Source organism: Pseudomonas salicis (assembly GCF_057128705.1).
In genome coordinates this window covers 465086-478797 of sequence record NZ_JBSKHU010000003.1, presented here as the reverse complement: position 1 = coordinate 478797, position 13712 = coordinate 465086, and the positions used below count along the sequence as shown (strand labels likewise).

At 62.3% G+C, this 13712-nt stretch carries 10 protein-coding genes; 6 read left to right on the top strand and 4 right to left on the bottom strand.

Features of this window, described 5'->3' with window-relative positions; translation table 11 throughout:
- Nucleotide 1: 1 nt before the first annotated feature.
- From ACWKWE_RS12865 to ACWKWE_RS12840, 6 genes are all read left to right on the top strand, one after another.
- On the top strand, nucleotides 2–1405 hold the full coding sequence (locus ACWKWE_RS12865) for an MFS transporter (RefSeq protein WP_483850729.1): 1404 nt from the start codon (nucleotides 2–4) through the stop codon (nucleotides 1403–1405).
- A 127-nt stretch (nucleotides 1406–1532) separates the two neighbouring features.
- A complete protein-coding gene (locus ACWKWE_RS12860; RefSeq protein WP_166598331.1) occupies nucleotides 1533–2417 on the top strand; it encodes a LysR family transcriptional regulator in 885 nt (294 codons plus the stop codon).
- A 163-nt stretch (nucleotides 2418–2580) separates the two neighbouring features.
- Nucleotides 2581–3453, top strand: a complete 873-nt coding sequence (locus ACWKWE_RS12855; RefSeq protein ID WP_483850728.1) for a phosphonopyruvate hydrolase — start codon at nucleotides 2581–2583, stop codon at nucleotides 3451–3453.
- 234 nt (nucleotides 3454–3687) lie between these two features.
- The gene (locus ACWKWE_RS12850) at nucleotides 3688–4362 is read left to right on the top strand and encodes a DUF1028 domain-containing protein (protein ID WP_483850727.1); all 675 of its coding nucleotides are present in this window, start codon (nucleotides 3688–3690) and stop codon (nucleotides 4360–4362) included.
- Nucleotides 4363–4389: 27 nt separating this feature from the next.
- Entirely contained in the window at nucleotides 4390–5538 is a 1149-nt protein-coding gene (gene argE, locus ACWKWE_RS12845) for an acetylornithine deacetylase (protein ID WP_483850726.1), read from the top strand.
- 70 nt (nucleotides 5539–5608) lie between these two features.
- Nucleotides 5609–6481, top strand: coding sequence for an NAD(P)-dependent oxidoreductase (locus tag ACWKWE_RS12840; RefSeq protein ID WP_483850725.1), 873 nt, complete (start codon nucleotides 5609–5611; stop codon nucleotides 6479–6481).
- A gap of 52 nt (nucleotides 6482–6533) precedes the next feature.
- Here the strand turns inward: ACWKWE_RS12840 and ACWKWE_RS12835 are convergent, their stop codons facing one another.
- Genes ACWKWE_RS12835 through ACWKWE_RS12820 form a run of 4 tightly spaced genes read right to left on the bottom strand, consistent with a single transcriptional unit; the run spans nucleotide 6534 to nucleotide 13703 of the window.
- A complete protein-coding gene (locus ACWKWE_RS12835) occupies nucleotides 6534–7379 on the bottom strand; it encodes an alpha-amylase family protein (RefSeq protein WP_483850724.1) in 846 nt (281 codons plus the stop codon).
- A gap of 19 nt (nucleotides 7380–7398) precedes the next feature.
- Nucleotides 7399–9366, bottom strand: coding sequence for an NfrA family protein (locus tag ACWKWE_RS12830; protein WP_166598325.1), 1968 nt, complete (start codon nucleotides 9364–9366; stop codon nucleotides 7399–7401).
- A complete protein-coding gene (locus ACWKWE_RS12825) occupies nucleotides 9363–11483 on the bottom strand; it encodes a glycosyl transferase family protein (RefSeq protein ID WP_483850723.1) in 2121 nt (706 codons plus the stop codon). The genes ACWKWE_RS12830 and ACWKWE_RS12825 overlap by 4 nt, the downstream gene beginning before the upstream one ends.
- Before the next feature lie 12 nt (nucleotides 11484–11495).
- Complete coding sequence (locus ACWKWE_RS12820; RefSeq protein WP_483850722.1) at nucleotides 11496–13703, bottom strand: cellulose biosynthesis cyclic di-GMP-binding regulatory protein BcsB; 2208 nt, start codon at nucleotides 13701–13703, stop codon at nucleotides 11496–11498.
- Between the last annotated feature and the right edge of the window lie 9 nt (nucleotides 13704–13712).

Here is a 13712-nt window from a genome sequence, read left to right as displayed (position 1 = left end):
CATGATCTCTCTATTACAAGAAAAACAACGCAGCGAACATGCTCAACACCGAGCGGGCGGAAGAACGTTTCTGAAATATGGCATCAGTGCGGTGGCCTCGTGCTTTCTCGCTTATATGTCCTATTACATCGTCCGCAACAACTTTGCTCTGTCGACGCCTTATCTGAAACAGCATCTAAGTTTGACGTCCACACAAATCGGCTTGCTCAGCAGCGTCCTGCTGATTTCCTACGGACTCAGCAAGGGTTTCATGAGTGCGTTGGCCGATAAGGCCAGTCCCAGGAAATACCTTGCCGTGGGCCTTGCTTGCTGTGCATTGGTCAACCTCGCGTTCGTGTTTACCACAGGCCTGTGGGAGTTCGTCATCCTTCTGGCCTTACTTGGCCTGTTTCAGGGGACCGGGGCAGCACCGGCCTACATCACCATGGCGAACTGGTTTCCCAAAAGGCTGCGCGGACGCGTCGGGGCGCTCTGGAATATCTCGCACAACATCGGCGGAGGCATCGTGGCGCCGGTGATCACCGCCGGCATCGTTTTCTTCGGGGTCGGCGGCTGGCAGTACGCAGTCTATGTGTTGCCTGCCATGCTTGCCCTGGCGGTTGTCCCTCTGGTTCTGGTGCTTGGGAAGGACTCCCCACGCGCCGAAGGATTCACCCCTCTTGAAGAGGACCCTTCCGTTCACACGGCACGTAAGCCCTTGCCGGGGGATGAAGCGCATCCCGGCCGTGAATTGTCCACGTGGCAGATCTTCCGTCGGTACGTGCTGCCGAACAAATCCGCCTGGTACACCGCGATGGTGGATGCCTGCGTGTATGTCATTCGTTTCGGCATGGTGTCCTGGATGCCGCTTTATCTGACGGAATACAAACACTTCTCCATGGCCGAAATGTCAGTCGCGTTCTTGCTGTTCGAATGGGCCGCCATTCCGTCCACGCTGCTGGCGGGCTGGATTTCCGACACGTTTTTCAAAGGCCAGCGCATGCCACTGGCGATCATCTCGACGCTGATGATCATCGTCTGCATCGTCGGCTACTGGAAAGCCACGAGCGTCGTATCGGTGGTCATTTTTACCGCGATGATCGGTTGCCTGATTTACATCCCACAGTTTCTGGCCAGCGTCCAAGGCATGGAAATCGTCCCTTCCTTCGCCGTGGGTTCAATGACCGGGCTTCGCGGCTTCATGAGCTACATCGTCGGCGCAACCGCCGGTACGACGCTGATTGGCATCGCCGTCGACCGCATGGGCTGGGATGGGGGAATAATGGTGCTGTTCGGCGGGTCGCTGCTCTGCGTGCTGTTTTGCATTCTCGCGCACATTCAGGTGCTGAAGATGAATCGGCGCCATGTGACGCCCGCGCCGACCGTCACCGACACGCCAACCCCCGTTTCGCGCACGACAGTATGACCTGCACATCCTTCGGGTCCGGAGGACGTTTGCTATGCTGCGGCGACCTGCAATGCGCCCTGTCATGACGTCGCAAGGATGCGTTATCGGCGCCCATCATTGCTTTAATCCAGCGTGCGGAGGTGGCATGTATTACTTGGGCGTGAGTGCATTTCTTGCCATCGTCAAAGAGCAAAGTCTGAGGGCGGCGGCGGACAGTATTCATGTTTCGCCGTCGGCCATCAGTTATCGCTTGAAAGAACTTGAACAGAAGCTGGGCGTGACGTTGATCGAACGCCATAAGGGCGTCGACAGTATCAGGGTCACGGCATCGGGAAAGGCGTTTTTGCCGCTGGCCGAACGCTTCCAGGACGTGCTGAACGATATCGACCGGTTTGGCGTCACGAACTTCAATCTTCATTTGAATATCAGTGCGCCAAACAGCATGAACATGTATTTGCTACCGCCCCTGTACTCAATGCTTTATCAGTGTGCGCCTCGCATGACCCTTCGCATTCACACGGAACATACCGAAGAGTCCGTGGAGTCGGTGTCCACGAAAGTCATGGATATTGCCTTTCTCGCACGCGAAGTTTCGGTGCCGTCCAATGTGCTGATGTCACCGTTTACGGAAGAAGGGTTTTGCCTGCTACGCCGTTCAGGACCCTCCCGTGAGGAACCAACGGAAGTCAATGTCGCTCAGCTTGATCCTGAAAAGGAAATCTTCTGGCGCTGGAGCAAGGACTTTCAGTTATGGCATGAGCGGACGTTGGGCAGCCTGCAGGTCAGGCGGGTACAGCTGGACATGGCCAGTCTGATTCCTGACTTGCTGGTGGATGAGCAGCAATGGTCGATTGTCGTGAATTCGGTAGGCGAATGGGTCAGGAAAATCCGGCCCGATGAGTTCGTCGTCGAGCCGATCAAAGACGCGCCGCCCGCCCGCAAGTATTTCAAGATCACGCACAAACAACCTTCAGCAGAAGTCTGCGAAGGGCTGAGTATGGTCGAGAGATGCCTGACAACACTGTTCTGAAAACGCATGTTTGAAGCCGTCCTCTGAAACAGGACTGCCCGTTTTACTCACGCTGACCGATCGTTCCGCCGCCTCAGTCCCGAGCGCGGTGAGTGATGTCGCGTCAACACTGACTCTGTCCTCGTTATAAAGGGCAAGTTCCAACGCCACTTCAGGAGTTTATATGAGCAAGCATCAACGCCTTCGCGCAGCCCTCGACAGCCGCGAGTTGTTCACGGCAATGGCGGCACACAATCCTCTGTCAGCGGTCCTGGCTGAAGAAGCGGGCTTTCACGGTATTTGGGGCAGTGGCTTCGAACTGTCTGCCAGTTACGCGGTGCCTGACGCGAATATTCTATCCAGCGGTACGCACCTCGACATGATGCGCGCCATTGCCTCGGTTACGTCCATCCCGCTCATTGCAGACATCGACACAGGCTTCGGAAATGCCGTCAACGTCAGTTACGTCGTCCCCCTTTATGAGGCGGCGGGTGCCTCGGCGGTGGTCATGGAAGACAAGACATTTCCGAAAGACACCAGCCTGCGCGCCGATGGGCGGCAGGAACTGGTTCGTCTCGAAGAGTTTCAAGGCAAGATCGCCGCTGCGGTGCAGGCGAAATCCGATAAGGACTTCGTCGTCATTGCACGCACTGAAAGCTTGATCGCAGGGCTGGGACAAGAGGAAGCGATTACCCGAGCCTTGGCATACGAAGCGGCGGGCGCCGATGCCATCCTCATTCACTCCAAGCAGCCGACGCCCGATGAAATCCTTCAATTCGTGAAGGCATGGTCGGGTACCGTGCCGCTGGTGCTCGTGCCCACCGCGTATCCTCAACTGACCGAGAAAGACATCGAAGCCTTGGGCAAGGTCGGGATCGTGATTTACGGCAATCACGCGATCAGAGCGGCCGTGGGCGCGATGCGCACAACGTTCGCGCAAATCATCAAAGACCGCGGTATCCAACACGTGGACCCGCATCTTCCCTCCGTGAAAGAGATCATCATGTTGCAAGGTGATGAACGCATGCGTGACATCGAGCGACGCTACTTGCGTTGACGGGCGAAGCCGACGATTCGGACTGGCGACATTGCGTGTGGTGGACGGAGCGCACCGAAGAGCCTCGTCTGCCTGCATCACGTTCAGGCTGATACGGTTTTCCCTAACCAGCACTCACGAAAATCCTCGTTTCGTCCACGACGGCACCGTTCCAGAATGCCGTGATGGGCCATCCACTCCGCCACGCTGCGGAGCGGTGAATGGCAGGTCAGGACGAAACAGGATGAACACACCATGACGTTTTCCATCGTTGGCCGTTGCGCCGACACCGGCCAATTGGGCATCGCCATCAGCTCGTCGAGCATTGCCGTGGGCGCCCGTTGTCCGTGGCTGCGACCCGGCGTTGGCGCCGTGTCGACCCAGAACATCACCCTCCCGGCCCTTGGCGCGCTCACACTCGATCAGATGGAAAATGGCCTGTCCTCTGAGCAGGCCGTGGCGCAGGCGCTGAGCCTTGATGAGTACCGCCAGTTTCGTCAGCTCACGGCCATCGACCACCTCGGTCGAACCGCGCATTTCAGCGGCAGCGAAACCCTCGGCACGCACCATGCGTTGTCGGGGGAACAGTGCGTCGGCGCGGGCAATATGCTCGCGGACCGAGCGGTGATCGAAGCGCTGGTTCACGCTTTCGAAACCCATGACGGCCTGCTCGCCGACCGGCTGATCGCCGCAATGCAAGCGGCCGTTGCAGCCGGGGGTGAAGCCGGTCCGGTGCATTCGGCGGCGCTGGTGGTGGTCGGTGATCACAGCTGGCCCATCGTCGATCTGCGCGTCGATTGGGCAGAGGAAGACCCCATCGGCACACTGGCAAACCTGTGGCGCGATTACCGCCCGCAGATGCAGGATTACCTGACCCGCGCCCTCGACCCGACCAAGGCCCCCCGTTATGGTGTGCCGGGCGATGAATGATGCGTCAATGAACCGAGGGTGCACAGCATGAACAGCCGGGACCTGTTGGCCGCGCTGGTGGGGTTCGACACCACCAGCCGCGAATCGAACCTGCACTTGATCGAGTTCGTGCGGGACTATCTGGCCGGGTTCGACGTGCCGTGCGAGCTGATTTACAACGCGTCGCGCAGCAAGGCCAATCTGTTCGCGACGATTGGCCCTGCGGACCTGCCCGGCATTGTGCTGTCGGGCCACACCGACGTGGTGCCGGTGGACGGCCAGCCTTGGACCGTGGCGCCGTTCGAACTCAGCGAGCATGACGGCAAGCTGTTCGGACGCGGCACGGCGGACATGAAAGGCTACATCGCTTGCGTGCTGGCGGCCGTGCCCGGTTTGCTGGCCGCGCCGCTGAAAATGCCGGTGCACATCGCGCTGTCCTATGACGAAGAAGTCGGCTGTCTCGGCGTGCGTTCGTTGCTGGAGGAACTGGAGCAACGCCCAGTCAAGCCGCTGCTGTGCATCATCGGCGAACCCACCGAACTCAAGCCGGTGTTGGGCCACAAAGGCAAACTGGCCATGCGCTGCGACGTGCACGGCGCGGCCTGTCACTCGGCTTACGCACCTCAGGGCGTGAACGCCATCGAATACGCCGCCGAACTGATCGGCGAATTGGGCCGCATCGGCTCGACGTTGCGCGCTCCAGAACTGCACGACGGACGCTTCGATCCGCCGTTCACCACGGTGCAGACCGGCGTGATCAGCGGCGGCAAGGCGTTGAACATCGTGCCCGCCGATTGCCGCTTCGATTTCGAAGTGCGCGCCCTGCCCGCCCATGACCCGCTCGACGTCGCGCAGCAGTTGCAGGATTACGCCAAGGATCAGGTGCTGCCGCGCATGCAGGCGGTGCATCCGGACAGCGACATTCGGTTCACCGAGCTGTCGGCGTACCCCGGTCTGGCGACAGAAGCGAAGGGTCAGGCCGCGCAGTTGATCGCGCAATTCTGTGGCTCCGACGCGTTCACCACGGTGGCGTTCGGCACCGAAGGCGGGCTGTTCGACGCCATCGGCATCCCCACCGTCGTGTGCGGGCCGGGCAGCATGGATCAGGGGCATAAGCCGGACGAGTTCGTCAGCGTGGCGCAACTGGCGGCGTGCGACGCCATGCTGCGGCGGATCACCGAGACGTTGCAGGGCTGATCGCGTGCGTTGACCGGTCGAGGTGCTAGAGTGCGTGGCCTGCGGGCATCACTTTCTGGAGGCACTTCGGATGAAAATCGGTTTCTTGGGACTGGGCAACATGGGTCAGGCCATCGCGGCCAATCTGTTGAAGGGCGGCCACGAATTGGTGGTCTGGAACCGCTCGCCGAAGGCCACTGAGCCATTGGTCGAACTGGGCGCCAAGGCGGTAACAGACCCGGCTCAGGCGTTCGCCGTCGACGTGGCGTTCAGCATCTTCGCCGACGACAAGGCGTTGCGGTCGGTGTTGCTGGATTCAGGGCTGCTGCAACAGCTCAAAGGGCCGCTGATCCACGTCAACATGGCGACCATTTCGGTGGAATTCGCCGATGAGCTGGCTGCACTGCACAAGGCTCAGGGTGTGGATTACATTGCGGCGCCGGTGTTGGGTCGGCCAAACGTGGCAGCGGCGGCGCAACTCAATATCCTGGCCGCAGGGCCTGAACAGGCGATTGCCAAGGTTCAGCCGCTGTTCGATTTGATCGGTCGTAAAACCTGGCCGCTTGGGGAGAAAGCCTCGGCGGCGAACGCGATGAAACTGGCGGCCAACTTCATGATTGTTTCGGCAGTGCAGGCGGTCAGCGAAGCGGCGGTGCTGGTGACACGGCATGGTCTGGCGTCGAAGGACTTCGTCGACCTGATTTCCAACACCATCTTCCCCGGCCCGGTGTATGCGGGGTATGGCGGGTTGATCGGTGAGCGTCGATATGAGCCGGCAGCGTTCAAGGCGGTGTTGGGGCTGAAGGATGTCGATCTGGTGTTGGCGGCGGCTCAGCAGGTGTCGGTTGAGATGCCGACCGCCGAGCGGGTCCGCGCCAATTTGCAGGACGCGGTGGATCACGGTCAGGGTGAAATGGACCTGGCGGTGTTGGCTGAGGTGGAAGAGCGGCGTAATCCGCGGTGACGGGATTGCGTTCTGCCTGACGGAACCGAGGGCGTCTGAAGAAACGCAGGCGCTACCTCGCCAACCCCTTCACCACGTCCGGAGGGACGTAGTGCGGGCCGTCGAACAGGTAGAGCGGGTAGCCCCGGTACGCAGCGAGTTGCGGCCTGAGTTCATCGACGGTCGCCGGTCGGAACCCTCCGCCCACTTGCGGGCGGAAGGCTTCGACGATGATTTTCACCCGCTGTTTCCCGAGTTTTTGGCGCAAGGCGTCGGCATAGGTTCGGGCCACGGGCGCAGTGCGGGCGTAAACGCCGACGCCATCTTGAAAGAAGACACCAATGTCGTCCGGCAGCCAGGTCTTGAGCCAGTCAGCCGTCGCCTTGGGTCCGATGTTGGCGCCGTCGTAGACGCTGATCCACAACGGCCTCGGCAAGCGGGCCAGCAGCGCGGGCAGTTCCTTGGCGCGGCTCCAGCTGGGGTCGACTTCCGCCGGAAAATACCAGCCCGTCACGTTCAGCGGCGTCTTCACCTTGGCCAGCCGTTCGGACAATGTCGCCAGCTCCTCAATGTTGTCCCGCGAACGGTTTTCGCTGAAGAACCCGGCCAGCCCGACAATCGCGTCCTGCGCCCACGGCTCTTTGGCGATGCGCGCCCAGTCCGGCAACACCGGCACTTCAGGCAGGCCGGAACCGGGCACGAACGCCTGCCCGTCCACTGCCGTCCACTGCACCAGTAATTCGCGCACGCCGAGTTTTTGCCAGTCACCCTGAATCCCTACCGTGGCGTTGTCCGGCTGCCAGACGATGCCCACGATGTTGGGGCGCATGTCTTGCCCCAATTCGTAGAGCGCATCGATGGCCACGCCCAGCACGCCGATCAACAGCGCGGCGAGGGAAGTCTTCAGCAGGCGTGACATGGCAGATCCTTACAAAACGTCACCACGAATAGGTCATGCGGGCAAAGACGCCTTGCGCGCTGTCATCCCCGAAAATCTTCTCCCGGTACTGCACGGAGAAGTCGATGTAAGACTGCGGCGCCTTGTGTTTGGTTTCGCGGAACCAGTAGCGCACCCCGATACCGACACCCGCGCCCCCCGCGTTGTCGGAAGACGTTTTGTTGCGGCCGAGGGCATCAACCGAACTGTGCATTTTCGAGTCGTAATCCGCCGCAAGGACGACGTGCGGGAAGATCACCAGACGCGGGCTGACCCGGTCCAAGCGAATGCTGCGCCCCAGTTGCCACTCACTGTTGAAGTAATTGCGCTTGTCCCGCAGGTAGCGTCCGCCTTCGGCGTAGAACTGCGAGGTCCACCAGCTCGGCACATCGACCCGCAGGTCCGTGCCGATGCTCGAACCGTAGCCCAGACGCACCAGCCAGTCGCCGCTGACATTGCTGCCCGCCAACGGGAAGGTGCGCTCGAATGCGGCCATCACGTTGTATTCGGTGAACGGTTTGACGCGAATCCCGACCGCGCCTTGCAACGCATCGAGGCCTTTGTCGTTGCCGCTTTCCTTGTTCCACAGCGTGTCGGTCACGCGACCGTACAGCTCGACGAAACGCGCATCGCGGTAGCCTTCGGGGCGCCAGAAAATTTCGGTGCTGTTCTGCACACTGTCGTTGCTGCTGCTCGGTGCGCCGCTCAAACCATTGGAGGTGCTGGCGCCGCGATAGGTCGTGGTGTTGGTCACGCCCCAGACGCGAGACAGGTCGGACACCGCGCGCCGGGTGTCGAACACCTGTTGATCCGGCATCTGCAGATCGCCGGTCTCCTGATAATCCAGCACACGCTTGAAATAGGCGATGGCTTGCACGTCGTCCGGTGCACGCATGGCGCTGTAAGCGGCGTCCTGGGTTTCCTTGGGGCTCAGGCCCTTGGTGCGGTCCACGCGTTTGAATTCCGCCAGCGCGCCGCGATCATCCCCCGCCTGACTCAGAAAGTAGGCAATCTGCACTTCGTCGCCACGCTTCAGCTCGCCCTTGGCCCGCGCCTGTTGCATGCGCGCCAAGGCCTCTTTCGGTTGACCCAGCGCCGCATACAGCGACGCCTGATCACGCAACGGCAAGGTGCCGACGGCCAGCGCCTGGCTGAAATCCTGCTGCGCGCCGCGCTTGTCCCCCAAACGCATGCGCATCTGCCCGCGCTGGGCCAGCAGCGGCGCGTCGTTGCCTTTGAGGGCCAGTGCTTCGGTGGCGGCTGAACGGGCTGCCGCGTATTGCTCCTGAGCGATCAACGCGCTGACCAGCAGGCGTCGGTAGGCGATTTCCTGCGGGTACTGGCGCACCACGTCGCGGGCGTAGCTGACGGCGGCATCGTTGTCGCCACGGGCCAGCGAGGCGTACCCCGCTGCGGCGATGTTGACTGCCCGTTGTTCGTGCAGCGCCTCTCGACGACGGGTCAGTTGCGGCGAGTCCCCCAGCACGGCCACGGCGTCGTTGATGGCGGCTTCGGCCCCGTCCAGGTTTTGCTGACGTTGCAGGGCTTCGATCAGCATCATCCGGTAGTCCGGGTTCTTCGGCGACTCGGCGATGGCTTTTCGGGCGAAATCTGCTGCCCGGTTGTAATCGCCGTTGGCGTAGGCCCGCAACGAGCGGTCGCCGTTCTGAAAGCCCTTCTTGTTGCCGGGGTAACGCTCGGGGTGATCGCGACGATCCTTGTCCCGCTCCGCCAGCAGAATCAGTTTGCGCAAGCGGTCAACATCGGCGCGCTGACGCAAGGCTTCCTGGGCCTTGGCGATGGCCAGGTCGTAATCCTTGTCGTTGTAGGCGGCGTAGGCCTGATTGGCGATCTCGAATGCCGGGCCGGTCAGGGCCAGCGGCAGGATCTGCGGTTGCGTGGTCGAGTTGAACTCGGCGTGGCACAGCGCAGGCAGGACGCTCAGGCCCAGAAAAAGTCGAAGTCTCATGAGGGCTGCTCCGTTGAGGCGTCCGGTGAGGAATGGCGGTGTTGCCGGGCCACGGCCTGCTCGATGGTTTCCCGCGACAGCACGCCGGTGTCGACGAGGTAATCGCCGATGCGGCCATGCACGTGAGGGCGGTACTGCAACATGGCGCGGTTGAAGGTCTGCCGGTCCAGCAGGCCTTGCTCGATCAGCAGGTCGCCCAGCAGCGGCGTGGCCGATGGCAACGGCTGACCCGCCACCACGTCGAGACGGCGCAATTGCTCGACGATCTCGCTTTCCCGGGCAATCAGCTGCACGGGTTCAGCGCCCATCTGTTCGGTGATCTGCTGCACGCCTTCGTCCGACAGCGGGCTGGCCACGGCGACTTCAGGGCGGCCGTCAATGTCCAGCGCCAAAGGCACAACGCGCCAGCGCAGGCAGAACTCATCCGCCAGCGCCGACTGCGGTTGCACTTTGGCCGCGAGGTCAAACACCCGTGGCAGGTCGTTCTGGAAAGCGATGGCTTCGGCGAGGGTTTCGTCGTCGAGCCAGCCGTGGCTGAGCAGAATGCGGCCCAGCGGCATTTGCCGGGTCTGTTGTTCGTCCAGCGCGCTTTGCAGGTTTTCGTCGTTGATCGCCTGCCACGACAGCAACACGCTGCCGAGTTTGCGCGGCGCACGGGCGACCAGATCGGTGGAGGGGAAATCGTGCATGGTCTTGTCCCAGACCAGTTTACGATTGAGCACCTTGCCCACCAAAAACAGACGCCAGGCCCGGGCGGCGGCCATGAAGTTGACGAAGTTGCCCACCACCATGCGCGGCATCGACAGCAGGCCGTGCTGCCAGCCGTAAATGATGGTGGTGAAGTAACAGCGGTGCGCCATGCGCCACAGCAGCGCAATGCCGTTGGCTGCCAGCAGGAAACCGACGAAACCGTTGGTCTCGAACGGCGTCGGGAAGCTGGTGTTCCACAGCCCGCTGGCGCGCAGCACGATCAGCGCCAGCAATTGCGCGAGGATCAGGTAAGCGATGATGCTGACGAACGACGTGACGATGCCTTTGCGGTCGCGAAACAGCAGATAGCGGTTGGCCAACGAGCCGCTCCAGCCCATCTGTTCCCAGCCTTGCAGGCCGATCCCCAATGTCCAGCGGGCTTTCTGCCGGAACGCGGTGCGGAAGGTGTCGGGGAAGAACTCCCGCACGCAGAGCGGCATTTCCAGCGTCGATTCGTACGGTTCACGGAACCACGATTTGCGCAGCACCCGGTACTGCACCGGGAAGCGCACGAAGATTGCGCTCATGCCGTAACGGGCCAGTCGCGCCCCCACGTCGTAGTCTTCGGTGAGGCTGTCGGTGTTGAACGGCTGGTTGGTGTTTTCGTCCGCCAGCACTTGCAGGGCGCGGCGCGAGAAACAGGTGCCGACGCCCGCCGAGGGCACGCTGTCGGTCATACTTTCGCGCACCACGAGGTCCTTGCCGTGCCACTCGGCGAACTCGTCCATGTAGGTGCCCGCGACCCACTCGTACCAGTTGCGCTCCAGCGACACCACCGGCAATTGGATCATGTCCTTGCGCGGCAACAGGTAATTGAACAGGCGCATTTCCAGCGGGTGCAGCACGTCTTCGCTGTCGTGCAACACCACCCCGGCAAAGTTCACGCCGTGGGTCTTTTCGTAAAGAAAGATCGCCTGAATCACCCAGTTCAGACAGTCCGCCTTGCAGGTCGGACCCGCGTGGGGCACTTCCACCCGGTGCAGCTGTTTGTAGCGACGGCGCATGCGCTCGACTTCGTCGATGGTGCGCTGATCGTTGACGTAGGTGCCGACGAAGACCACGTAGTTCTGGTAGTCCAGCGTCGAGACCATGTTCTCGATCATCGGCGCGATGACGTCGTATTCCAGCCACGCGGGGACCATGATAGCCAGCGGCTGCTCGTCGCGGGCGATCAACTGCTCAGGGGTCAGCGGACGATAACGCCGCTCGGCCGTAAACTTGCGGTAGAGGCGTCGCGCCCAGTACCACAGGTCGATGAACAGATCGTCCAGACTGGAAATCAGGATGATCGCCGCGACCACGATGGTCGCGACTTCCAGCGCGCTGTAGTAATGGGCCAGCCAGTAGGGCCAATAAAGCGAGGTCATCGCGGCTCCCGTTTACTGGCGATTGCGACGGGCGCGGTGGCCGGCCAGCAACAACAGAAGGAAGGCGATCACGGCCGCAGGAATCAGCCACAAGGCCGACGGTTTACGCCAGGCGTCGAAGCCTTTCGGTTCTTCGTCGTCGATCATCTGGCTGCCGGTCGGGTCCTTCGCGTCGAAGGTGGTCAGCGGGCCGTTGTCACCCAGCACCGTGACGTTGCCGCGCTCCAGCAGGACCGGGCGAGCGAAGTTCGGCGCCTGTCCACCGAGGGTGCGGTAGATCATGCCGTGCTGACTGCCGGAATCGACCACTTGCAGGGCGGCCAGGTGATTGAGGGTTTTCAGGTCCAGCAGGGTTTGTTCCTTCTGGTTGATCAGCAGGTGGCCTTCGCCGTTGACCTGCACCGACTCGGTGCTGTCTTTGACCGGCACCTCGAAAGCAAGGAACGATTTGTCCGGCGACAGCGCGGCCTTGGCGTCGCTGCTGACCGTGAAGTCAGCGCGCAACGGCGACACACCGCTGGCGCTGGCGATGCGGATCACCTGCGGCAGGCTGGCCGCCGGGCGGTCGAGGTAGCTTTGCGGGACCACGACTTGAGCACCCGCCGCGAAGCGCGCGGCCATGCCGGAGAAGTCGCTGTCCAGCGGCGCCTTGTCCAGGGTGATGTGGCTGCTCGGCAGGACCGCAACCGGGAACGCTTGCGGCGTTTCACGGCACAGGTCGCTCACCGGCTGGCGCTGGAACGACACGCGCAGAATGTTCTGCGAACCCAAGGCATAACGCGGAATGCGTGCTTCGATGCGTTCTTTCTGGCCATCCGCATCGAGCTGTTTGGCGCCGATCAAATAGTCGTTGAGGAACAGGCTGGCAATCGGTGGCGTGCCGGAAGCGCCGGGGGCAGCGGACACGTCCACCGCCGCACTGACCGGCACGCGCCCGTCGTAGGCCACGCTGCCCAGCGGAAAGCTCGCGCTCCAGTCGGTCTTGGCCACCACATCGACGCTGCCGGGCTTGCCGCCCAGTCGGCTCAGCGCCACGCGGCCGTCTTCGCTCAGGGGCATGTTCGCCTCTTCGCCGACGGTCAATTGGCGAGTGCGGGCGAGTTTGTTCCAGGCGGCGCTGAACAGGCCGATGGCTTTTCCAGCGGCGTCCTGATTGATCAGCAGCAGCGGGTGCGCGCCGAGCATGGCCAGACGCACGTTGTCGGTGCCCGAGGCCAGCGCGCCGTTGACGTGACGGTCGCGCCATTGCGTAAAGGCGCTGCCCGCCGAAGCGTCGAGGCGTTGAATCTGCGCCTGCAAGGCGTCCAGCGATTCGGTCACCGCCTTGAGCAACTGAGGGTCGTTGATGGCCAGGTCGGCATTGAGCGCCGGGGTCTGGCCCAACACCAACAGCGCGCCGATCTGCGCCGGGTCGTCGAGGGTGTGCAGGCCCTTGCCGTCGAGGCTGGCGAAGGCCGGGATCTGTTTGAGTTCGGTGGGAATGTTCAGGTCGCCCAGGTCGATGCTGTCCTTGACCGAAGGGAACGACACGATGCGCGCCTGCTTGCCGATGCGCTCCAGCGCCACGCCGAGACGCCAGGCGGCGTCGTAGCTGGCACTGGACAACGCACCCGGCGCAACCAGAATCCCCGGTTTGCCCGGCAGCGCATTCCACGCAGCGCCGACGTCTTGCAACTGGCTGGCGTCGAAGCTGTAGCTCAAACGGCTGTGGGGATCGATGCGCAGCACGTTGCCGATGGCGCGCTCGTCTTCGCATTGCACGCGGGAAATGATCGACGACCACGCCACGCCCAGACGCACCGAGCCGCTGTCCCGGGGTGACTTGTCGACCCCGATCGTGGCGCTGGCGTCGCCCTCCCCTTCGTTCAGCCCGAGGGCCCGCACCGGGTAACCGTCCAGGGACAGCAGCAGCGTGTTGCGCCCGGATTCGCCGTTCAGGTAGCTCGCGTCGAAATGCAGCGTGGCGTCGGTCAGCGGCACGTCGGCGGGCACGGGGAGGTACAGCTCCCGACGAGCGTCCGTGGCGTTGAGGATGATCGGGCGGTCGATGCCCAAGTCCTTCAGGTCAATGACCCGCTGCTGACGGGTATCAGCCGCCAGACGGCTGATGGCCTGGCTCAACGGGCTCTCGGCGGCGAAGGCAGGCGCGACGGCCAGCAGGCTCATGCTGCAGGCAAGGGCACTGAGCGCCCCCGAGTGAACGGTAACGGAAGACTTCATTCAGGCAGA